22 protein-coding genes are annotated in these 21,697 nt (G+C 70.0%); 8 read left to right on the top strand and 14 right to left on the bottom strand.

All coding sequences use genetic code 11. The features are described from left to right. Positions 1–220, top strand: a 220-nt coding sequence (locus GRC12_RS24635; RefSeq protein WP_208781543.1) for a helix-turn-helix domain-containing protein, incomplete at its 5' end; no start/stop codon positions are given. Here GRC12_RS24635 and GRC12_RS24630 read toward each other — a convergent pair. Further along, on the bottom strand, positions 183–1,223 hold the full coding sequence (locus GRC12_RS24630; RefSeq protein WP_208781542.1) for a helix-turn-helix transcriptional regulator: 1,041 nt from the start codon (positions 1,221–1,223) through the stop codon (positions 183–185). The genes GRC12_RS24635 and GRC12_RS24630 overlap by 38 nt on opposite strands. A gap of 265 nt (positions 1,224–1,488) precedes the next feature. Between GRC12_RS24630 and GRC12_RS24625 the strand changes: the two genes are divergently transcribed. Genes GRC12_RS24625 through GRC12_RS24615 form a run of 3 tightly spaced genes read left to right on the top strand, consistent with a single transcriptional unit; the run spans position 1,489 to position 4,804 of the window. Then, positions 1,489–3,030 carry a circularly permuted type 2 ATP-grasp protein gene (locus GRC12_RS24625; RefSeq protein ID WP_208781541.1) on the top strand — a complete coding sequence of 514 codons (1,542 nt, stop codon included), beginning with the start codon at positions 1,489–1,491 and terminating at the stop codon, positions 3,028–3,030. Beyond that, positions 3,027–3,959 carry an alpha-E domain-containing protein gene (locus GRC12_RS24620; RefSeq protein ID WP_208781540.1) on the top strand — a complete coding sequence of 311 codons (933 nt, stop codon included), beginning with the start codon at positions 3,027–3,029 and terminating at the stop codon, positions 3,957–3,959. Before GRC12_RS24625 ends, GRC12_RS24620 begins: the two co-directional genes overlap by 4 nt. 2 nt (positions 3,960–3,961) lie before the next feature. Beyond that, the gene (locus GRC12_RS24615) at positions 3,962–4,804 is read left to right on the top strand and encodes a transglutaminase family protein (RefSeq protein WP_208781539.1); all 843 of its coding nucleotides are present in this window, start codon (positions 3,962–3,964) and stop codon (positions 4,802–4,804) included. A gap of 85 nt (positions 4,805–4,889) precedes the next feature. Here the strand turns inward: GRC12_RS24615 and GRC12_RS24610 are convergent, their stop codons facing one another. From GRC12_RS24610 to GRC12_RS24585, 6 genes are all read right to left on the bottom strand, one after another. Continuing rightward, positions 4,890–5,996, bottom strand: a complete 1,107-nt coding sequence (locus tag GRC12_RS24610) for a sugar ABC transporter substrate-binding protein (RefSeq protein WP_208781538.1) — start codon at positions 5,994–5,996, stop codon at positions 4,890–4,892. Positions 5,997–6,320: 324 nt separating this feature from the next. After that, the gene (locus GRC12_RS24605) at positions 6,321–6,782 is read right to left on the bottom strand and encodes a heat shock protein transcriptional repressor HspR (protein ID WP_133044360.1); all 462 of its coding nucleotides are present in this window, start codon (positions 6,780–6,782) and stop codon (positions 6,321–6,323) included. Between the two features lie 4 nt (positions 6,783–6,786). Next, a complete protein-coding gene (dnaJ, locus tag GRC12_RS24600) occupies positions 6,787–7,962 on the bottom strand; it encodes a molecular chaperone DnaJ (RefSeq protein WP_133044145.1) in 1,176 nt (391 codons plus the stop codon). Positions 7,963–8,004: 42 nt separating this feature from the next. Beyond that, positions 8,005–8,655 (bottom strand): nucleotide exchange factor GrpE, encoded by a 651-nt coding sequence (grpE, locus tag GRC12_RS24595; RefSeq protein WP_208781537.1) that lies wholly within the window; start codon positions 8,653–8,655, stop codon positions 8,005–8,007. Next, a complete protein-coding gene (gene dnaK / locus GRC12_RS24590) occupies positions 8,652–10,496 on the bottom strand; it encodes a molecular chaperone DnaK (protein WP_133044143.1) in 1,845 nt (614 codons plus the stop codon). The genes grpE and dnaK overlap by 4 nt, the downstream gene beginning before the upstream one ends. 94 nt (positions 10,497–10,590) lie before the next feature. Continuing rightward, positions 10,591–11,610, bottom strand: a complete 1,020-nt coding sequence (locus GRC12_RS24585; protein WP_208781536.1) for an MraY family glycosyltransferase — start codon at positions 11,608–11,610, stop codon at positions 10,591–10,593. A 224-nt stretch (positions 11,611–11,834) separates the two neighbouring features. Here GRC12_RS24585 and GRC12_RS24580 point away from each other — a divergent pair, with 224 nt between their 5' ends. Then, the gene (locus tag GRC12_RS24580) at positions 11,835–14,141 is read left to right on the top strand and encodes a (Fe-S)-binding protein (protein ID WP_208781535.1); all 2,307 of its coding nucleotides are present in this window, start codon (positions 11,835–11,837) and stop codon (positions 14,139–14,141) included. 112 nt (positions 14,142–14,253) lie between these two features. On the opposite strand, the gene GRC12_RS24575 is transcribed toward GRC12_RS24580, so the two are convergent. The 3 genes from GRC12_RS24575 to GRC12_RS24565 all read right to left on the bottom strand — a co-directional run bounded on the left by GRC12_RS24575 (position 14,254) and on the right by GRC12_RS24565 (position 15,784). Then, positions 14,254–14,580, bottom strand: a complete 327-nt coding sequence (locus GRC12_RS24575; protein WP_133044140.1) for an antibiotic biosynthesis monooxygenase family protein — start codon at positions 14,578–14,580, stop codon at positions 14,254–14,256. 43 nt (positions 14,581–14,623) lie between these two features. Next, positions 14,624–15,103, bottom strand: a complete 480-nt coding sequence (locus tag GRC12_RS24570) for a hypothetical protein (protein WP_208781534.1) — start codon at positions 15,101–15,103, stop codon at positions 14,624–14,626. Positions 15,104–15,358: 255 nt separating this feature from the next. Beyond that, the gene (locus tag GRC12_RS24565; protein ID WP_208781533.1) at positions 15,359–15,784 is read right to left on the bottom strand and encodes a VOC family protein; all 426 of its coding nucleotides are present in this window, start codon (positions 15,782–15,784) and stop codon (positions 15,359–15,361) included. 93 nt (positions 15,785–15,877) lie between these two features. Between GRC12_RS24565 and GRC12_RS24560 the strand changes: the two genes are divergently transcribed. The 3 genes from GRC12_RS24560 (at position 15,878) to GRC12_RS24550 (ending at position 18,904) form a co-directional block, all read left to right on the top strand. Beyond that, a complete protein-coding gene (locus GRC12_RS24560) occupies positions 15,878–16,069 on the top strand; it encodes a hypothetical protein (protein ID WP_208781532.1) in 192 nt (63 codons plus the stop codon). A gap of 277 nt (positions 16,070–16,346) precedes the next feature. After that, positions 16,347–17,828: an FG-GAP and VCBS repeat-containing protein gene (locus GRC12_RS24555; RefSeq protein WP_208781531.1), complete on the top strand. Its 1,482-nt coding sequence runs from the start codon at positions 16,347–16,349 to the stop codon at positions 17,826–17,828. 77 nt (positions 17,829–17,905) lie between these two features. Further along, positions 17,906–18,904 (top strand): Yip1 family protein, encoded by a 999-nt coding sequence (locus GRC12_RS24550; RefSeq protein ID WP_208781530.1) that lies wholly within the window; start codon positions 17,906–17,908, stop codon positions 18,902–18,904. 70 nt (positions 18,905–18,974) lie between these two features. On the opposite strand, the gene GRC12_RS24545 is transcribed toward GRC12_RS24550, so the two are convergent. From GRC12_RS24545 to dcd, 4 genes are all read right to left on the bottom strand, one after another. After that, complete coding sequence (locus tag GRC12_RS24545; protein ID WP_207929794.1) at positions 18,975–19,193, bottom strand: hypothetical protein; 219 nt, start codon at positions 19,191–19,193, stop codon at positions 18,975–18,977. Positions 19,194–19,438: 245 nt separating this feature from the next. Beyond that, positions 19,439–20,089 carry a DUF6518 family protein gene (locus GRC12_RS24540; RefSeq protein WP_208781529.1) on the bottom strand — a complete coding sequence of 217 codons (651 nt, stop codon included), beginning with the start codon at positions 20,087–20,089 and terminating at the stop codon, positions 19,439–19,441. A gap of 144 nt (positions 20,090–20,233) precedes the next feature. Further along, on the bottom strand, positions 20,234–20,743 hold the full coding sequence (locus GRC12_RS24535) for a phosphoribosyltransferase (protein ID WP_208781528.1): 510 nt from the start codon (positions 20,741–20,743) through the stop codon (positions 20,234–20,236). Beyond that, positions 20,740–21,315 (bottom strand): dCTP deaminase, encoded by a 576-nt coding sequence (gene dcd, locus GRC12_RS24530; protein ID WP_133044131.1) that lies wholly within the window; start codon positions 21,313–21,315, stop codon positions 20,740–20,742. Before dcd ends, GRC12_RS24535 begins: the two co-directional genes overlap by 4 nt. Between the last annotated feature and the right edge of the window lie 382 nt (positions 21,316–21,697).

The following is a 21,697-nucleotide window of genomic DNA, read 5'->3' as shown; positions in this document are numbered from 1 at the left end:
CCCGGAGCCCGCCCCCGACGGCATCACCCCCCGCCAACGCGCCATCGCCACCCTCCTCGTAGAGGGCCACACCGACGCCGTGATCGCCGACCGGCTGGGGCTGAACATCCGTACCGCCCGGGTACACATCGCGAAGCTCGCCGCAACACTCGGCAGTGACAGCCGGGCGCAGCTCGGTTATCTCATCGCACGGTCGGGGATCCTCGACCGGGAAGAGTGACCGAAGGAGTGACCTCCTCCGGGCCGCGGGGGCCGTCCAGGCCCACCTGGGCGATGCGGACGCCGAGTTGGGTGCGGCTGGCGGCGCCCAGGGTCTCGGAGAGACGGGCGATGTGGGCGCGGCAGGTGCGGACGCTTATGCCGAGGCGCTCGGCGATGACCGCGTCCTGGTGGCCTTCCGCGAGCAGCGCCGCGATGGACTGCTCGCGGTGGGAGATGCCCTCGATGCCGGTGTCCGGGAGGGGCGCCGTGAGGGGGATGGCCAGGCGCCAGAGGCGGTCGAAGACCGTGCCGAGGTAGCCGACCAGCGCCGGGTGACGCAGTTCCAGGGCGAGGGTGCGGTCCGCGTTGGCGGGGATGAAGGCCACCGTGCGGTCGAAGAGGATCAGCCGGTCGATGACCTCGTCGAGGGTGCGTGCCTCGACCGCGTTGCCCATCAGCTCCAGGTAGTTGAGCAGGCCCTGCCCGTGGCGGGCGACGTGCGTGTACAGGTCGCGCATCCGCACGCCCCGCGCCCGCAGCTCCAGCGCCCGGTGCAGGCCCTCCGTCAGCTCGTGCTCGGGGCGGATGCCGCCCGGCTGCACGGTGAGCACCTCCGTGGTGCACGCCTGTGTCGCCTCGTCCATCGCCGCCTGGATACGGGAGAGCCCGTCCAGCACGCGGATCGCCGTGCCCTCGGCGGCGCCGACCTGCACGGCCGGCCCGAGTCCCGCGTACCACTCGACCGCGGCCACCGCCGAGCCCACCCGCCGCTGGTTGGCGCTGACCTGGTCGTGGACCTCGCGCAGCAGCCGCGTCATGACCTCCAGCGGGGACGTCGGCACCAGCCAGTCCATGTCGTCGGGGTCCGGGTGCAGCAGGGCCAGCTCCAGCAGACAGGGCACCGGCTCGGCGTCACGGCGCGCCACGCGGCCCCGCCGTACGGCCCGGGAATACACACGATCCCCGGCCTCGCACAGTCGGTCAGCACCGTGTGGATGCTCGTCCGTCCCGTGCCCGGTCATCGCCCATTTCACCCCCGCATCCGGCGTGTTCCGCAGCGCAACTATGCGCGGACACTCCCGGCTCCGCAACACGGCTCCGGGCGGCACGGGCGTCGAAATGCCCCTGTGTGCCCGGATATTACCGGCCCGCCGCCCGCCCGGTTGCAACAAGCTGAGGGGGTGCGGACCGGCCACACCGGAGCACCGGCGGAGCCCGTCCTTCCGCGCAAGCTCCCGGAAATGCCTCAGTGATCGCCGCGTTACGAATCGCATCTAACGTCCCCTCATGGCGGACATATTCGACGCGTACGCGTTGGCCGACGCATGGGACGAGATGTTCGAACGGCCGGGTGAGGTCAGGACCGCCTATGAGCCGGTGCTGGCCGCACTTCAGCCGATCGAACCGAGTGAACTGCGCTTCCGGGCGGACCAGATGGCCCGGGCGTTCACCGACCGGGGCGTCACGTACGCCTTCGCGGGCGAGGAGCGGCCCTGGCCGCTGGACCTCGTGCCCAGGATCCTCGACACCCTGGAATGGGATCTCATACAACGCGGGGTGAGTCAGAGAGTCAGGGCCCTGGAGGCCTATCTCGCCGACGCCTACGGGCCCTGCCGTGCCTTCGAGGACGGTGTCGTGCCCTGGCGGCTGCTGCTCAACTCCCCGCACTTCCACCGTGCCGCGCACGGGGTCGAGCCCCCGGGCGGGGTGCGCATCCATGTGGCCGGAATCGATCTGGTGCGGGACGAGGCCGGGGACTTCCGGGTGCTGGAGGACAACGTGCGGGTGCCCAGCGGGGTGTCCTACGTCATCGAGAACCGCAGGGCCATGACCCGGATCTTCCCCTCCCTCTTCGCCGAACAGCACGTGCTGCCGGTCGACGGGTACTGTCACCGGCTGCTCGCGGCCCTGCGTGCCGCCGCGCCCGACGGGGTGCAGGACCCGAGGGTGGTGGTGCTGACCCCCGGGCCCAACAACGCCGCCTACTTCGAACACGCCCTGCTGGCACGGCTGATGGGCGTACAGCTGGTCGAGGGGCACGACCTGGTGTGCCGCGCGAATCGGGTGTGGATGCGTACGACGCGCGGTGAGGTGCCGGTCCATGTCGTATACCGGCGCCTGGACGACGACTTCCTCGACCCGCTGCACTTCCGGCCCGACTCGGTGATCGGCTGCCCCGGCATCATGGGCGCGGCGATGGCGGGCAACGTCACACTCGCGAACGCCGTGGGCAACGGGATCGCCGACGACAAACTGCTCTACACCTACGTCCCGGACCTCATCCGCTACTACCTGTCCGAGGAACCGATTATTCCCAATGTGGAGTCCTACCGACCGGACGAGCCAGGGCAGTTGGATGCGGTGCTGGACCAGATCGAGCAGCTGGTGGTCAAGCCGGTCGACGGCGCCGGCGGACAGGGCATCGTCATCGGACCGAAGGCCGACCGAGAGACCCTGGAACGCACTCGCAAAGCCGTCGCCGCCGATCCGCGCGGCTTCATCGCCCAGCGGCCCGTCGCCCTGTCCACCTCCCCCACCCTGGCCGGGGAGCGCATGGCGCCGCGCCACATCGACCTGCGTCCGTTCGCCGTGAACGACGGCAACGAGGTGTGGGTGCTGCCCGGCGGGCTCACCCGCGTCGCCCTCCAGGAGGGCAACCTGATCGTCAACTCCAGTCAGGGCGGTGGCTCCAAGGACACCTGGGTGCTGGCCGAGGGCCCCGCCGAGCAGCCCGCGCCCGAGCCGGACTCCGCCATTCCCGCCGTCGCCCCACGCCGGCTCGGCCCCGACGGCACCCGAACGGTCGTACAGGAAGGGGCGCAGCAGTGAACGACGTGATCCTCTCCCGGATAGCCGAGTCCCTGACCTGGACCGGCCGTTACGTCGAGCGGGCCGACGCCACCGGCCGCATCCTCGACGCCTATCTGCACCGCATGCTGGAGGACCCCTGGCGCGACGAGGACGCGGCCTGCCGGTCGCTGTACGCGATCCTCGGCATGGACGCGGGCGACACCCGCGTGGACATGCAGCAGGTCCTCGACCAGCTGGCCTTCGACGCCCGTTCCACGGGCTCCATCGAGGGCGCGCTGGGCGCCGCCCGGCTCAACGCGCGCAGCGCCCGTGAGGCCGTCTCCTCGGAGATGTGGGAGTGCCTGAACTCCACCTGGCACGCACTGGCCGACCAGCGGATGGCGGCCCGCCGCACCGGCCCCTACGCCTATCTGGAACTCGTGCGCAGCCGGGCCGCCCTCTTCTTCGGGCTGGCCGACTCCACCATGAGCCGGGACGACAGCTGGCGGTTCGTCGTCCTTGGCCGGAGCCTGGAGCGGGTGGACATGACCGTACGGCTGCTGTCGGTACGGGTGCTGGACGCGGCGCACGCGCCCGACTGGCCGACCCTGCTGAGCGCCTCCGGCGCGGACGAGGCGTACGCGCGTGTGTACGGCGGATTCGGCGACACCCCGCGCGTGGCGGAGTTCCTGCTCCTGGACCGCGACTTCCCGCGTTCGGCGCTGCACGCGCTGACCACGGCCGAGGAGTGCCTCACCGCCCTCGGCCGCCCCCGTCAGGACCCCGCGCGCCGCCCCATCGGCCGGCTGCGCACCCGCCTCGAATACCTGGACACCCACCATCTCGAGGAACAGCTGCCGGACCTCCTGGGAGACCTGCAGCAGGCCTGCATGGCGTCCGCGGACGCGGTGGCCGAGCGGTTCTTCCCCTACCCGGGGCCCGTCGAGTGGGCCCAGGAAGGAGCGTGAGCATGACCCGCCGGCTCCGCATCAAGCACACCACCCGCGTCTCGTACGCCCAGCCCGCGGCCTCCTCGCACAACGAGGTCCGCATGACCCCGCTGACGCTGCCCGGCCAGACCACCCTGGACGCCCGGGTCACCGTCAACCCGACGACGCCCACCTGGTCGTACTGGGACTACTGGGGCACCCAGGTCACCGGCTTCGACCTGATGGACCCGCACGGCCACCTCACCATCACGGCCTCCAGCCTGGTCGAGACCTCCCCGCCCGGCCCGCTGCCCCGGCCGCCCGCGTGGTCCGAGGTGGCCGAACGGATCGCCGGGTCCCGCCTGTTGGAGTACGCGTCCCCGACGGGCCGTACGACGGTCCCCGCCAAGCTGGTGAAGAAGGCGCGGAAGGCCGCGGCCGGCCTCGACCCGCACGAGACGGCGCTCGCGGTCTCCGCCCTGGTCGCCGACCGGGTCTCCTACCTCCCCGGCGCCACCAGCGTGAACACCTCGCCGGCCCAGGCCTGGGAGCAGGGCGCGGGCGTCTGCCAGGACATCACCCACCTCACCATCGCCCTGCTGCGGGGCGTCGGCCTGCCCGCGCGCTATGTCTCCGGCTACCTCCACCCCGAGCGGGAAGCCGAACTGCACCGGCCCGTCGCCGGGCAGAGCCACGCCTGGATCGAGTACTGGGCGGGCGAGTGGTGCGGGCACGACCCCACCAACCGGGTCCGCGCCGACGAGTCCCACGTGGTGGTGGCCCGCGGCCGGGACTACGACGACGTCACCCCGCACAAGGGCGTCTACCGGGGCGTGGCGGGCGGCCCGCCGGAGGTGACGGTGGAGTTCACGCGGGTGGCGTGAGAACGGCCGGGAGGGCCGAGCGTGCGGGGAGGGCCGGTCCCGTCACCCGGTCCCGGCCCTCCCCGCCACATCCCGTCACTTCACGTCACTTCAGGCCGATGGCCGCGCACTTCGACTTGTACTCGCCGGTGCAGATGTCGGAGATCTTGTAGAAGCCGTCCGCGACGACCGTCGACTTGATGTTCTTCTTCGTCACGGCGGTCACGGTGAGCAGCTGCGCCGGGATGGCCTTGTTGGTGGGGCTGTCCACGCTGTCCTGGGTGAGGGCGTCGAACTGGATGTCGTGGCCCTGGACCTTGGCGACGGCCATCTGCGCGGCGGCCGCGGCCTCGTCCGGGTAGGACTTGTAGACGGTCATGTACTGCTCGCCCGAGACGATCCGCTGCACGGCCGGGAGTTCCGCGTCCTGTCCGGTGACCGGAGGCAGCTTGGTGACGCCCGCGTTCTCCAGGGCCTTGACGATGCCGCCGGCCATGCCGTCGTTGGCGGAGTAGACGGCCGCGATGTTGTCCTTGCCGATCTTGTCGATCGCCTTGGTCATGTTGGCCTGGGCGTTCTCCGGCTTCCAGTCGACGGTGTCGAAGGAGTCGGCGATCGTCACCTTGCCGCCCAGCTCGGACAGCGCGCCCGCCTTGAACTGCTTGGCGTTGGGGTCGGTCGACGAGCCGTTCATCATGACGACCTTGTCGGAGGTGTCGGCCTCGCTGCCGAGGGCCTCCAGCAGGGAACGCGCCTGGACCTCGCCGACGAGTTCATTGTCGAAGGAGATGTACGCGTCGATCGGGCCCTCGGCGAGGCGGTCGTAGGCGATGACCGGGATGCCCGCGTCCTTGGCCTTCTGCACCTCGGGCGCGATGGCGTGCGAGTCGACGGCGTCCAGCAGGATGATGTCGACCTTGTCGTCGATCATCTTCTGCATCTGGGACGTCTGCTTCTTCGCGTCCTGCCCGGCGTTGGCGTAGTCGACCTTGCCCTCGTTCCTCGTGAGGGAGGCGACCTGCTTCTTGACGATGGGGTAGTCGAAGTTCTCGTAGCGCGTGTTCGCCGTCTCCGGCAGCAGCAGACCGACCGTGACGTCGTTGCCCTTCGTGGGCCTCGCCGAGGCACCGCTGTCGGACACGCCCAGCACGCCGCAGCCCGCCAGCGAGAGGGACAGCGTGGACGCGGCCACGGATATGGCAATACGACGCATGGAACTGCTCACTGGCCTGCTCACTTCTGATGCTTTCGGGACACGGGCGCCTCAATGCGACCGGATGACTGAAAAGCCAACGCGGCACTCACCCCGGGCGTCAAGCGGAACTACTTAACGAGTGCGCAACGCCACGCTCCGCTTGTGTTGTGAAGACCTGGCACAACCTTCACCAATGCGCCTTTACGGACCCTCCACCAAGCGCCTCGATGATCACCGCGCCCTCACATGCTCCCATACGAAGAGACCCCGGAATCAGCCATTCCGGGGTCTCTTCGAAAGACGGAGCGTCTCTGGTCCTTGGCCTTCAGTCCTTGGCCTTCTTCAGTCCTTGGCCTTCTTCGGGCGCCAGACCACCAGCGCGCTGGTCTGCTGCACCTCCTGATACGGCACCAGGTCACGCCGGTACGACGCGTGCACGGCCGCCTCGCGCTGCTGCATCGCCGCCGCCGCGCCGTCGACGGCGGCCTGGAGCTCGGCGACGCGCTGCTGGAGCGCGGCGACCTGGTTCTCCAGCTCGATGATGCGCTTGATGCCGGCCAGGTTGACGCCCTCGTCCTGCGACAACTGCTGCACCTGGCGCAGCAGTTCGATGTCGCGGGCCGAGTAGCGCCGGCCCCGGCCCGCGGTGCGGTCCGGGGAGACCAGCCCCAGGCGGTCGTACTGACGCAGGGTCTGCGGGTGCAGACCGGACAGCTGGGCCGCCACCGAGATGACGTAGACCGGGGTCTCCTCGGTCAGTTCATACGGCCCACGAAAATTGTCACCGCGCCGACGGCCGTCCATCTCGTCATGCTCCCTTCGCGGCCTGGAACAACTCCGCCCGCGGGTCCTCGCCCGCGGTCGCCTCGCGATACGCCTCCAGTGCGTCACGAGCCTTCCCCGTCACGTCCTTGGGGACACTCACCTCGACGGTGACCAGCAGGTCCCCGCGGGTGCCGTCCTTGCGGACCGCGCCCTTGCCCCGGGCGCGCATGGTGCGGCCGTTGGGCGTGCCCGGCGGCAGCTTCAGGGTGACCGGCGGCCCGCCCAGGGTCGGCACACGGACCTCGCCGCCCAGGGCGGCCTCCGCGAACGTCACCGGGACGGTCACCGTCAGGTTGTCGCCCTTGCGGCCGAACACAGGATGCCCGGACACATGGACCGTGACGTACAGGTCGCCCGCGGGGCCGCCCCGCTCGCCCGGCGCCCCCTTGCCGCGCAGCCGGATGCGCTGCCCGTCGGAGACGCCCGCCGGGATGCGGACCTGCATGGTGCGCGAGGACTTGGCGCGTCCCGAGCCCTTGCAGACCTCGCAGGGGTTCTCCGCGATCAGGCCGCGGCCCTTGCAGTCGGGGCAGGGGTCGGTGAGGGAGAACCCTCCGCCGGAGCCCCGGGCGACCTGTCCGGTGCCCACGCACGTCGGGCACACCCGCGGGTTGCCGTTCGCGTCGCCGGTGCCCGAACAGGCCTTGCACGGTGCCTGCGAGGACATCCGCAGCGGGACCGTCGCCCCCTCGATCGCCTCGGTGAAGCTGAGGCTGACCTCGGTGTCGATGTCCTGGCCGCGCCGCGGCTGGGTACGGGTCGTGCCCGTGCCGCCACGGTTGAACAGGCCCCCGAAGACGTCACCGAGCCCGCCGCCGAAACCGCCGGAGCCCCCGCTCTGGGCGCCGCCTCCGAAGAGGTCGCCCAGGTCGAAGTTGAAGGACCCGCCGCCCGCGCCCGGCCCCGGACGGAATCCGCCGTTGCCGAAGAGGGTGCGGGCCTCGTCGTACTCCTTGCGCTTCTTGGGGTCGCCGAGGACGTCGTTCGCCTCGGAGATCTCCTTGAAGCGCTCCTCGGCCTTGGCGTTGCCCTTGTTGGCGTCCGGGTGGAACTCGCGGGCGAGCTTCCGGTACGCCTTCTTGATCTCGGCCTCGGTGGCGTCCTTGGGGACGCCGAGGACCTTGTAGTAGTCCTTCTCGATGAAGTCCTTGGTGCTCATCCCCGACGCGCCCCCTTTCCGGTGTTCCGATCGGTACCTACGTCAGCCCTCCTCAGGGCCGTTGTCCTTCTTCTCCTCGGCCGCCGGGGCCTCCTCGGCCCCCTCGGCCTTCACCGTCTGCGCGCCCGGCTGCGGTTCGGCGACCGCCACCCGCGCGGGGCGGATGGTGCGCTCGCCGATGCGATACCCGGGCTGCAGGATCGCCACGCAGGTCGTCTCGGTGACATCCGGAGCGTAGGAGTGCATCAGGGCCTCGTGGATGGTCGGGTCGAAGGGCTCGCCCTCCTTGCCGAACTGCTGCAGACCCATCTTCGCCGCGACGGTCTCCAGCGACTCCGCGACGGACTTGAATCCGCCGACGAGTTCGCCGTGCTCCCGCGCGCGGCCGATGTCGTCGAGCACGGGCAGGAGCTCGGTCAGGAGGTTCGCGACGGCGATCTCCTTGACCGTGATCCGGTCCCGCTCCACGCGGCGGCGGTAGTTCTGGAACTCGGCCTGCAGCCGCTGGAGGTCCGCCGTGCGCTCCTCGAGCGCCTTGCGCACCTGGTCCAGCTGGGCCGTCAGACCGGCGATCTGCGCTGCGTCCCCGGCCGGGGCCGCCCCCTCGGAGGCGGCCTTCGGCTCGGCGTCGTCAGAGGTGGCGCCGGAGGGGACGTCGGGCTTCTCCTCGAAGCCCGGGGTCTCCTCCGTCACGCGGCACCGTCCTTGCGCTCGTCGTCCACGATCTCGGCGTCGACCACGTCGTCGTCGGCCTTCGGGGCCTCGGCGCCGGCGGACGCGCCACCGGCGGCCTGGGCGGCCTGGGCGTCGGCGTACATGGCCTGGCCGAGCTTCTGCGAGACGGCCGCGACCTTCTCGGTGGCGGTGCGGATCTCGGCGGTGTCCTCGCCCTTGAGCGCGGCCTTCAGCTCCTCGACGGACGCCTCGACCTCGGTCTTGATCTCGCCGGGGACCTTGTCCTCGTTGTCCTTGAGGAACTTCTCCGTCTGGTAGACAAGCTGCTCGCCCTGGTTGCGGGTCTCGGCGGCCTCGCGGCGGCGGTGGTCCTCCTCCGCGTACTGCTCGGCCTCCTGGCGCATCCGGTCGACCTCGTCCTTCGGCAGCGAGGAGCCGCCGGTGACGGTCATCTTCTGCTCCTTGCCCGTGCCCAGGTCCTTGGCGGTCACGTGCATGATGCCGTTGGCGTCGATGTCGAAGGACACCTCGATCTGCGGGACACCGCGCGGCGCCGGCGGCAGACCGGTCAGCTCGAACATCCCGAGCTTCTTGTTGTACGCCGCGATCTCGCGCTCGCCCTGGTAGACCTGGATCTGCACGGACGGCTGGTTGTCCTCGGCCGTGGTGAAGATCTCGGAGCGCTTGGTCGGGATCGTGGTGTTGCGCTCGATGAGCTTGGTCATGATGCCGCCCTTGGTCTCGATGCCGAGGGACAGCGGGGTGACGTCGAGCAGCAGGACGTCCTTGACCTCACCCTTGAGGACACCGGCCTGGAGCGAGGCGCCGATGGCGACGACCTCGTCCGGGTTCACGCCCTTGTTGGCCTCCTTGCCGCCGGTCAGCTCCTTGACGAGCTCGGCGACGGCGGGCATACGGGTGGAGCCACCGACCAGGACGACGTGGTCGATCTCGTTGATCGAGATGCCGGCGTCCTTGATGACGTTGTGGAACGGCGTCTTGCAGCGCTCCAGCAGGTCGGCCGTCAGCTGCTGGAACTGGGCGCGGGTGAGCTTCTCGTCCAGGTGCAGCGGGCCCTCGGCGGAAGCCGTGATGTAGGGCAGGTTGATCGAGGTCTCGGTGGACGAGGACAGCTCGATCTTGGCCTTCTCGGCGGCCTCGCGCAGACGCTGCAGCGCCATCTTGTCCTTGCCCAGGTCCACGCCGTGACCGGACTTGAACTGCTGCACCAGGTAGTCGACGACGCGCTGGTCCCAGTCGTCACCACCGAGGTGGTTGTCACCGTTGGTGGCCTTCACCTCGACGACGCCGTCGCCGATCTCCAGGAGGGACACGTCGAAGGTGCCGCCACCGAGGTCGAAGACGAGGATCGTCTGGTCGTCCTTGTCGAGGCCGTACGCGAGCGCGGCCGCGGTCGGCTCGTTCACGATGCGCAGGACGTTCAGACCGGCGATCTCGCCGGCCTCCTTGGTCGCCTGACGCTCGGAGTCGTTGAAGTACGCCGGGACGGTGATGACCGCGTCGGTCACCTTCTCGCCCAGGTAGGACTCGGCGTCGCGCTTCAGCTTCTGAAGGATGAAGGCGGAGATCTGCTGCGGGTTGAAGGGCTTCCCGTCGAGCTCCATCTTCCAGTCGGTGCCCATGTGGCGCTTCACGGACCGGATGGTCCGGTCCACGTTGGTGACCGCCTGACGCTTGGCCACCTCGCCGACGAGCACCTCACCGTTCTTCGCGAAGGCGACGACGGACGGCGTGGTCCTGGCGCCCTCGGCGTTGGTGATGACGGTGGGCTCGCCGCCCTCCAGAACGCTGACGACGGAGTTAGTCGTGCCCAGGTCGATGCCGACCGCACGTGCCATGGTTGGTTCCTCCAGCTGACTTGAGTGCAACGGACTCAAGTGTGCATGACGTCTGCGATTGGGTCAACAGACCTGAGTCACCAGGGCTCAACTCTTATCCGTTCCTTACGCGCAACTGCCCTCTGACCTGCGTGGACGCGGAACCCCTAGGGGCACGGCCAGGGATCCGAAGGAGTACGAGCACCACACACAACGCCCCTCCCCCCACCCAGAACACGCCCGAGTCGGCGATCCACCCCAGATGCACGAGCACCCCGACGAGCACCCCCGCAAACGCCCCGAGCCCGAGCAGCACGGTCACCCCGGGACCGGTCAGCCCCGTCCGCCGCAGCCGGTGCGCGAGATGGTCCGGCCCGCGCCGCAGCACCGGCCGCCCGCCCAGCAGCCGCGCCAGCACCACGAGCAGTACGTCGGCACTCGCGACGGCGGTCAGCGCGAACAGCACGCCCGCGCTGGGGGCGAGCCCGTAGCCCGCCCGGGTGGACACGGCGGACGCGGCCAGCACGAACCCCGTGAACAGCGAGCCGCACGAGCCGAGCCCCACGCGCGCGGGGTGCCAGTTGTGCATCAGGAACCCCGTCAGCGCGGCCGCCAGCACACTGAGCAGCACGGCGAGCCCGTCCATCACCTCGGCCGCCGCGCAGGCGCCCACCCCGAAGGCGGTGACCACCCCGACGGTCCCCGCGAGCGCGTCGGCGTGGTCGAGCGCCCGGAAGGCGAGGGCGACGAAGGTGATCCACCCCACGGCCAGCAGGCCCGCCGGCACCCCGGTCTCGTCGTACGGCACCACACAGGCCGCCGCCACCGCCGTACCGACGACCAGCACCCGCGCCTTGACCCGCCGCACGTCCGCGACCAGTCCCAGCGCGGCGACCACGGCCCCCGTGACGACCAGCCGGCCCACGTCGCCGCCGAGCCGTGTCACCCCGAACCGGTCCCCTCCGACCGCGACCAGGCAGGTGGCCAGGACGACCGCGACTCCCCCGAACAGCGGCAGGGGCCGCTGCCGCCGCCGGTCGACCACCCCGAGACGCAGGGCGGGGACCCGCAGCAGCGCGCTGAGCACGGCGGCGAGCAGGAGGGCGGTGGTGGCGGCGACGATCCCGTAGAGCACGGGTCTAAGTTAGGGGCGAATGTAGCAATTTGGTACGAATAACACGATCGGATCGTGTGGGACCTTTGAGGTCACCCTCAGCGACGCAGATCACCGCACCGCTGACTACAGTGCGGCGGAGAATATGGGTAGTCTCAGACGGACTGCATAAGTTACCGCTTAGTAATCTCGGGGAATCCGCTGAGAGACCCCGCAGAACCCTCGCAGGCCCGAGGAGCCCCGAAATGCAACTCGCCGCGATCATCGTGTCGCTGGTACTCGCCGTGGTCGGCGTGGCGCTGTTCGGCCGTGCCATCGCTCAGATCTACCGCTTCGTACGCCTCGGCCAGGACGTGCCCGCGGGAACCCGCACCGACGACTGGACCGCCCGCACCGCCACGGTGATCCGGGAGTTCCTCGGCCACACCCGGATGAACCGCTGGGGCGTGGTCGGCGTCGCCCACTGGTTCGTCGCGGTCGGCTTCTTCTCCCTGGTGCTCACCCTGGTCAACGCCTTCGGCCAGCTCTTCCAGGCCGACTGGGCGCTGCCGGTCATCGGGCACTGGCTGCCGTACGAGCTGTTCGTCGAGTTCATCGGCACCATGACGTCCCTGGGCATCCTCACCCTGATCGTCATCCGGCAGCTGAGCCACCCGCGGCGGCCCGGGCGCAAGTCCCGGTTCGCGGGCTCCAACTTCGGCCAGGCCTACTTCGTCGAGTCGGTCATCCTCGTCATCGGCCTCGCGATCATGACGCTGCGCGGCCTGGAGGGCGCGCTGGCCGGCGTGCACCACTACGAGGCCGCCTACTTCGCCTCGTACCCGCTGGTGCTCGCGTTCAAGGGCCTGAGCGTCTCCACGCTGCAGAACCTGATCTACCTCACGGCGATGATCAAGATCGGGACGTCCTTCATCTGGATGATCACGGTCTCCCTCAGGACCGACATGGGCATCGCCTGGCACCGCTTCCTCGCGTTCCCGAACATCTGGTTCAAGCGCAACGCCAAGGGCGAGACCTCGCTGGGCGCGCTGCTGCCGATGACGAGCGGCGGCAAGCCGATCGACTTCACCGACCCCGGTGACGACGACGTCTTCGGCGTCTCCCAGGTCGAGCAGTTCTCCTGGAAGGGCCTGCTGGACTTCTCGACCTGCACCGAGTGCGGCCGCTGCCAGTCGCAGTGCCCCGCCTGGAACACGGGCAAGCCCCTCTCCCCCAAGCTCCTGATCATGTCCCTGCGCGACCACGCGCACGCCAAGGCGCCGTACCTGCTCGCGGGTGGCGGCAAGTCCATGGAGGGCGAGGAGAAGGCCTCTCCCGAGGCTTTGAAGGACGTGCCCGCCGCGGCCCTCGCCGAGGCCGAGCGCCCGCTGATCGGCACCGCCGAGGAGAACGGCGTCATCGACCCGGACGTCCTGTGGTCCTGCACCACCTGCGGCGCCTGCGTCGAGCAGTGCCCGGTGGACATCGAGCACATCGACCACATCGTCGACATGCGCCGCTACCAGGTGATGATCGAATCGGCCTTCCCCTCCGAGGCGGGCACGATGCTCAAGAACCTGGAGAAGAAGGGCAACCCCTGGGGCCTGGCCAAGAAGCAGCGCCTGGAGTGGCTCAAGGAGGTCGACTTCGAGGTCCCGGTCGTCGGCCAGGACATCGAGGACCTCACCGAGGTCGAGTACCTGTACTGGGTGGGCTGCGCCGGCTCCCTCGAGGACCGCGCCAAGAAAACCACGAAGGCGTTCGCCGAGCTCCTCCACATCGCGGGCGTCAAGTTCGCGATCATGGGCGGCGACGAGAAGTGCACCGGTGACTCCGCCCGCCGCCTGGGCAACGAGCCCCTGTTCCAGGAGCTCGGCATGGAGAACGTCATGGCGCTGAACATGGCGTTCGGCGAGGAGCTGGACGACGACGGCAAGGTGGTCCCCGAGTCCGCCAAGCCGAAGTCGGCGAAGAAGATCGTCGCCACCTGCCCGCACTGCCTGAACACGATCGGCAACGAGTACCCGCAACTCGGCGGCGACTACGAGGTCATCCACCACACCCAGCTGCTCCAGCACCTGGTGGATGAGGGCAAGCTGGTCCCGGTGACGCCCGTCGAGGGCATCATCACCTACCACGACCCCTGCTACCTGGGCCGCCACAACAAGATCTACACGCCTCCGCGCGAGATCATCGCGAGCGTCCCGGGCCTCAGGAACGAGGAGATGTACCGCCACAAGGAGCGCGGCTTCTGCTGCGGCGCCGGTGGTGCGCGGATGTGGATGGAGGAGCGGATCGGCAAGCGCATCAACAACGAGCGCGTCGACGAGGCCCTCTCCCTCAACCCCGACATCGTCTCGACGGCCTGCCCGTTCTGCCTGGTCATGCTCACGGACTCCGTGAACGCCAAGAAGGCCGCAGCCGACAGCGGCTCCGCCGCGGGCGTCAAGGCGAAGGAGTCGATCCAGGTCGTCGACGTCGCCCAGCTCCTGCTGGACTCCGTCAAGACCCCGGCCGACCCGGCGGGCGAGGAGACCCCGGAGACCGCGCCGGAGCCCGAGCCGGTCAAGTAACCCGCACGAACACGCCGACGCCCCCTGTCTCGCACGAGCCAGGGGGCGCCGCCTTTCCCATGCCTACTCGCGACTCGCGACTCGCTAATCGCTTCTAGCTACTCGCGACTCGCTATTCGCCCTTCGGGCCGGCGGACTGCACCACGTCGAACGACCACAGGGTCGCCCCGGAGGCCGCGGGCTTCGGCCGCTCCCCGCCCTCGGAGCCGCCCTGGTGCGCGGACTTCATCGACCCCTCCATCCAGGCCTGGAACGACTCCTCGTCCCGCCACCGCGTGTACACGAGGTACTGATCGGTCCCCTCGACCGGCCGCAGCAGTTCGAACCACTCGAACCCGTCGGACCCCTCCACGGCATGGGCCCGCGAGGCGAACCGCTTCTCCAGCACCTCCCGCTGCTCGGCGGGCACGGTCAGTACGTTGATCTTGACTACGCTCATGAACCCATCCTGGCCGATCCCGCCTTGCCGGAGCGACGGCCCCCTAGTAACGCACGGCCCTGGCGACGTCGGTGCGGACGGGGCCGGACAGTTTGCGGTTGCTGTGGGCGGTGGCCTTGCCGTCCTTCCCCGCTCCGACATCGTTGAGCGTCACCACGGTGGTGTCCAGGAGGTTGCCCGCCTGGTCGCGGAAGTCGACCTGCACCGCGAACGACTTCGCCGAGTCCGCGCTGTTGTGCGCACGCACCGCCACGGTGCTCCGCCCGTCGGCGTCCGTGGCCGGGGTGCCCAGGTGTACGTCGTCCTTGGCGTCGATCCCGTTCTGCACGTCCTCCAGGCGCCGTCTGGCCTCGGCCGATGCCGAAGCCAGCGCGGAAGCACCCTGCGAGGCCAGCGACGGCACGGCGGACGCGACCGCCGAGGCCGCCGAGGACGCCACTGAGGAGGCGACGGAGGAGGCGATGGAGGCCGCCTTGCTCCGACTGCTCGACGCCGTCCCCGAACTGTCGGAGCAACTGGTCACGCCGGCCACGCCACAGGCCAACAGCAGCCCGGTCGCAGCGCACCGGATGCTTCTCGTCCTCAGACGCCCTGCCATGTCTTCTCCCTGCTGGACCGGTGGTCACCGTCTCCCAGTCAAGGACGCCCGGCCGGTGACCGCACGCCGCACGGGGCCGCGCCGACGCACTTCACCCGGATGGCGCGACGCCGCCCGCCACCCGCAGTCTCCCGATCCCCGGGCCGGCCCGAATCACCCCGCGCGGGTGAGACACCCCGCTCAGACCACCGGCTCCCCGATCGCGAGCAGGTTGCCCTCGCTGTCGTGGAACCAGGCGCCGCGTTCGCCGCGGTAGCCCTTGCTCGGGTAGTTCCCCTCGACCTCGGCGATCCCTCCCACGGTCCGCAGCCCGGGTACGTCCACCTCCTCGAACTCCACTCCACGCCGCCGGAGTTCGGCGACCACCGCCTCGATGTCCGCCACCTCCCAGGCCATCTGCGTGAACGTGCCGGGCGATGCCCCCGTCGACCGGAAGACCACGAAGTCCACTCCTCCGCACCGGTACAGCAGCCCGCCCGGCCGCTCGTCCACGGGCTCGAGCCCGAGCACCTCGGCGTAGAAGCGCCGGGCCCGGTCCAGGTCCTGTGCGGGCAGCCGGGTGGCCACCTTCCCCCGGGCCAGGAACATCCGTCCGTCTGTGTCCATGTCTCCACTGTGCCGTCTCCCACTGACACCGGCCTGAGAGGATCACCGGGACCGTACGAATGCGGCTGTTGGAGTGAATGCTGAGGTGGTGGCGTGGCCTTTCTGGTGCTGCTCGGTGTGCTGGTGCTCGTCGTCGGCGGGTGCGTGTGCGTGTGGTGGGCGGCCCGCGGCGGCCCCCGCTGGGCCCGCGCCGTGGCCACCGTGACACTGGCCGCGGGCGAGTTGGTGCGCCGGTCGGAGAAGAACGGCCGCAGGAAGCGCGACGGAGGCGGCGACGGCGACTAGCGGCGACCAGGCCAGGCCTAGAGAGCATCGGAAGGCGGGAGCAGCGCAACAAGGGCCACTGAATTCCCGTACAACCCTTGCGCCTCATGGGCGGTCTCCTCATCGCGACACCGCGCGATCCCGGGATCGCCGGCTGACCGGCTCCGGCTCCCTCACGTCGGCCGTTGCCCGAAGCCTCGCCGGCTGACGCCCTCCGGCCACCACGGCCCCGTACCGCCACCGCCCCACACGACCGGGGACGCCCGTCCGGTGTCCCCGCACGCCGCAGGAGAAGCTGATGCACAAGCCCCTGAGACTCGCCCTCGCGACGGCCACCGCCGTCGCGCTGACGGGCGGGCTGGTCACCGTCACGGCCGCCACCGCGACCGCCGCCGACTCCGTCCACGTCCGGCAGGCCGACTTCAACGGCGACGGGATCGGCGACATCGCCACCTCCGCGTACACCGCGTACGTCAGCGGCCACAAGAACGCCGGCCAGGTCGTCGCCCTCTACGGCACCGCCACCGGCGTCTCCTCCGCCAAGCGCACCACGATCAGCCAGGACACCACCGGCGTCCCGGGCGCCGCCGAGGCCGGCGACGAGTTCGGCGCGGCGCTGGCGTACGCCGACTTCAACCACGACGGTTACGACGACCTCGCCGTCGGCTCCCCGGGCGAGAAGGTCGGCACCGACACGAACGGCGGTTCCCTGGTCATCCTGCTGGGCTCCCGAAGCGGCCTCACCGGCAGGAGCGTCAACGTCCCCGACCCGGCCCCCTCCTCCCACGACTTCTGGGGCATGAACCTGGCGGCCGGCGACTTCGATGGCGACGGCAAGGCCGACCTGGCCGTCGGCAGTTCCTCCAACGTCCTCTACGTCTACAAGGGCGGCTTCACCAACAGCGGTACGCCGGGCGGCCGTTACACCATCAAGCCGCCGATCGAGGCGGGCAGCAACGATTCCCCGTACGGCCCGATGCACCTGACCGCGGGCGACGTCAACGGCGACGGCCGCACCGACCTGGTCGTCGACGGCTACGAGACGCGGACCTCCCGGCACTGGAACACCAACTACTGGATCCCCGGCACCGCGAGCGGTCTGAGCGTCGCCGGCGCCAAGACCCTGAAGACCGGCGTCGTCACCGGTGTCGGCGACATCAACGGCGACGGCTACGGCGACATCGTCAGCGGCGCCTCCTGGGACGCCACCGCCGACGACGGCGCCACGATCCCGGACTCCGCCAAGGGCGGCAAGGTGAACATCACCTACGGCTCCGCGTCCGGGCCGGGCCGCACCAGTGGCCTCACCCAGGACACCGGCAACGTCCCCGGCGCCTCGGAGACCGGCGACGGCTTCGGCTGGGACCTCGACCTGGGCGACGTCAACGGCGACGGCTTCCAGGACCTGGCCGTCAGCTCCCCCAACGAGGACCTGAACGGTGTCACCAACACCGGTACGGTCACCGTCCTGTACGGCTCCGCCGCCGGTCTCGACACCACGTCCGGCATGCAGAACATCGCCCAGAGCACACCCGGCGTCCCCGGTGAGGACGAGAAGAGCGACCTGTTCGGCGCCGACGTCAAGCTCGACGACGTCACCGGTGACGGCAAGGCCGACCTGGTGGTGGGCTCGTACGAGAACGGCGGCGACGGGGCCATCACCTACCTGCCCTCCAACGGCACGAAGATCACCGCGACCGGCTCCCGCGCCTTCTCCGCGAGCGCGTCCGGCGTCTCCACCACCGGAACCCCGCAGTTCGGCGCCCTGTTCGCCGACTGACCCGCACCCGCCCGGGACCAGCCGTCCCACCGCCCTTTGGATCTCCCTAGGGGGCGCCTTTACCTCCCCCTTAGGGGATGTCACAGCTCGGCAGCAAAGCCGGGCCCGAACCGCCGGGCCCGGCACGTCACTCTCCGGGACCGGGTACGTTCGAAGGCGTGGCTGGATTCAGGATCGGACGCGGCGCCCGCAACAACGGCGCTCCGCAAACGCGACCGCAACAACCCCCGTACGGACAGCAGGCGCCGCAGGGGCCGTCGTACGGCTACCCGCCCGCCCCGCAGCCGTACCCGTACCCGGGACAGGGACACGGGCAGGCGCAGGGACAGGGACAGGGGCACGGGCAGTACGGAGGTGGTTACGGCGGCCGGGACGAACCGGAGTACTTCGGTGACGGCGGCTACGCCCCGCAGGGCGGCCCCGACCCGTACGCGGCCAACAACCCGGGCCACACCCAGGCGTTCTCGGTCGGCGAGGACCCCTACAACCAGGGCGAGACCTATCGCGCGGGCTCCGCGCCGGCCGGACCGATCGGTCCCCGGCTGCACTGGAAGGACCTGCTGAGGGGGATCGTCCTCGCCCCCAACCAGACCTTCCTCCAGATGCGCGACTACACGATGTGGGGCCCGGCCCTCGTCGTGACGTTCCTCTACGGCCTGCTCGCGGTCTTCGGCTTCGACGGCGCCCGGTCGGACGCGATCAACGCGACCCTCTCCAACGCGGTGCCGATCGTCCTGACGACCGCCGTGGCGATGGTGCTCTCCGCCTTCGTCCTGGGCGTCGTGACCCACACGCTGGCCCGTCAGCTGGGCGGTGACGGGGCCTGGCAGCCCACGGTCGGCCTCTCCATGCTGATCATGTCCCTGACCGACGCGCCCCGTCTGGTCTTCGCCATGTTCTTCGGCGGTGACGCGACGTTCGTCCAGGCCCTGGGCTGGGCGACCTGGGTCGCGGCCGGCGCCCTGCTGACCATGATGGTCAGCCGCTCCCACGACCTGCCCTGGCCGAAGGCCCTGGGCGCGAGCGCGATCCAGCTGATCGCCCTGCTGTCGATCGTGAAGCTGGGGACGTTCTAGACGCCAGGGACGTTTCACACGCGGCTCGGCAGGGGGGTTGTCAGGTCACACGCGGCTCGGCAGGGGGCTGTCAGGCTTCCGGATCCCAGCGCTCCGGCCCCACCCCCCGCCAGTCGATCCACGGCGACTCGGCCGCCTCCGCCGGATCGATCTCCAGACCGGCACGGCGGAGGAACTCCGCCAGGTCGACCAGGCTGTGGGCCAGGCCGAGGATCTCCCCGTCCACGCGGACACGCCGGCCACCGGTGGGTGACGGCGGAAGCACGATCACGCGAATCGGTCCGGACATGCTGGACATGCCTTCAGGATCATCCGGTATGTACGGCCCCGCACTCCGGCCTGTCATGCAAGGCTCCCTTCGCCTCTTCCGTCGGCACCACCCTCGGCGTCCACCTTCGGCATCCACCTTGGGCGTCCACCCTCGGCATCCACCCCTCGGCGAATTATCGCTCACATGTTCGATTCAAACACCACGCCTGTACCCGTTCGATACGGGGGCATGCGTTGCCGGGCCGAGCGCCGCGGGCCGTAGCCTCAGGCGGACACCGCCTGAAGAGGCAGAACGACGACCGCGTAGGCGACGAGCGCGCAGGGCACGGCCGCCGCCAGGGTGAACGCACGCTCGCGGTGCGTGCGGGCCATGAGGAGCGGGACCAGGGCGAAGACGGCGAAGCAGGCCCAGGCTTGGGACGCGTGATGGAGGTCCCAGGCGGCCATCACCCCCTCCATCCCGAAGAGCCCGGCGAACGCGGCCAGGCCGGTCACCCGCACCCGCACGCCCTCGCCGCGTCGCCACCAGTGACCGGCGACCCCGAACAGCGGTCCGGCCACACACGCCATGCCGAGCCAGACGAGCGGAAAGAGCAGGTCACCCATTCCGTCGCGCCCGAACTCGGCGTAACCGTAGTACCCCACCACGAGCCCGACCTCCGCGCCGAGACCCCCGACAGCGGCCAGGCGAGCCGCCCCCCGGCGGGCGAGCAGGGCACCCCCGGCGAACGCCACGGCCGACCAGACGGCACCCGAGTTGGCGAGCTGGTTCCACGCGCCGGGGAGCCACCCCTGGGCCAGGTTGGTGAGCACGCCGAGCAGCACTCCGCCCACCGTCGCCGCCATCGCGGCACCCCAGGCACCGGGGCCACCGCTCCGTACCGCCGACTCGTCGGGTATCGCAGTCGCCGCCATGCCGACCTCCACGCTCGCACATCGCACTTCTCTTACGAGCGCGCACTATACACACCACGTATACGCGCAGTGTATAGATACTCGTGGATGCCCGGCTCCTCCCCAGTCAGGGACGGCGAGCCCTCGCTCGCCCCAGCGCTCGCCTCAGAGCGCTTCGTTGGACGGAGTGACGGGCTCGCCCGACCTACGCACCACGGGCAGGACACTCCAGGGGAAGTTGATCCAGTCGTCCGTGCGCTTCCACACGTACTCGCACTTCACCAGCGACTGCGACTTCTCGTAGATGACGGCGGAGCGGACCTCGGCGACGGCGTCGAGGCAGAAGTCGTGGACCAGTTTCAGGGTCTTGCCGGTGTCGGCCACGTCGTCGGCGATCAGCACCTTCTTGTCGGTGAAGTCGATCGCGTTGGGGACGGGCGCCAGCATCACCGGCATGTCGAGCGTCGTCCCCACGCCGGTGTAGAACTCGACGTTCACCAGGTGGAGATTCTTGCAGTCGAGCGCGTACGCGAGCCCGCCGGCGACGAAGACCCCGCCGCGCGCGATGCTCAGGATGATGTCCGGCTCGTACCCGTCGTCGGCGATGGTCTGCGCGAGCTCGCGGACGGCCGTGCCGAAGGCCCCGTAGGTGAGGTTCTCGCGCGGGGCGCTCATACCTGCGTCCGGTGGAAGTTGAGGAAGGACCGGGAGGCGGTGGGGCCGCGCTGGCCCTGGTACCGGGAGCCGTAGCGCTCGCTGCCGTAGGGGAACTCGGCGGGCGAGGAGAGACGGAACATGCACAGCTGGCCGATCTTCATGCCGGGCCACAGCTTGATGGGGAGCGTCGCGAGGTTCGAGAGCTCCAGGGTGACGTGACCGGAGAAGCCGGGGTCGATGAAGCCGGCGGTGGAGTGGGTGACCAGTCCGAGCCGGCCGAGGGAGCTCTTGCCCTCCAGGCGCGAGGCGAGGTCGGTGGGGAGCGTGATGACCTCGTACGTCGAGGCCAGGACGAACTCGCCCGGGTGCAGGATGAACGGCTCGTCGCCCTCCGGCTCCACGAGCCGGGTGAGGTCGACCTGCTCGACGGAGGGGTCGATGTGCGGGTACTTGTGGTTCTCGAACACCCGGAAGAACCGGTCCAGGCGCACGTCGACACTCGACGGCTGCACCATGGATTCGTCGTAGGGATCGATCACCACTCGCCCGGCGTCGATCTCGGCCCGGATGTCCTTGTCTGAGAGAAGCACGCCCCGAGGATACGCAAGGCGCGTGGACGGCCCACAATCCTGCCGCGCCACGCGCCTCACATCCGCCCGTTACCGCCGCGCGCTACCGCTTCTCGAGACTGACCGGCACGACACTGCGCAGCCGCGCACAGCGTGGACACCGCATGAGCCGGCCGGGGCCGAGACGCTCGGCCTGCTGCATCGGGAACGAAGCGGTGCTGAAGACGTGCCCATCGGCACAGCGGACGACGGTGCGCTCCATCAAGTCCATGAGTCCCTTCCCCAAGAGCCGCGCCCGGATGCTGCTCACCGGACGACAAATGCCACATTACGGGATCAAAGGAACGACTCTCCAGGCGGCACTCCGACCTAACCCGGACCCTCTCCCACCCCTCCACCGTAC

The sequence above is a fragment of the Streptomyces griseorubiginosus genome (assembly GCF_017614965.1).
In the GTDB taxonomy this organism is placed as follows: Bacteria; Actinomycetota; Actinomycetes; order Streptomycetales; family Streptomycetaceae; genus Streptomyces; species Streptomyces griseorubiginosus_B.
This window is presented reverse-complemented; position numbering and strand designations above follow the sequence as displayed.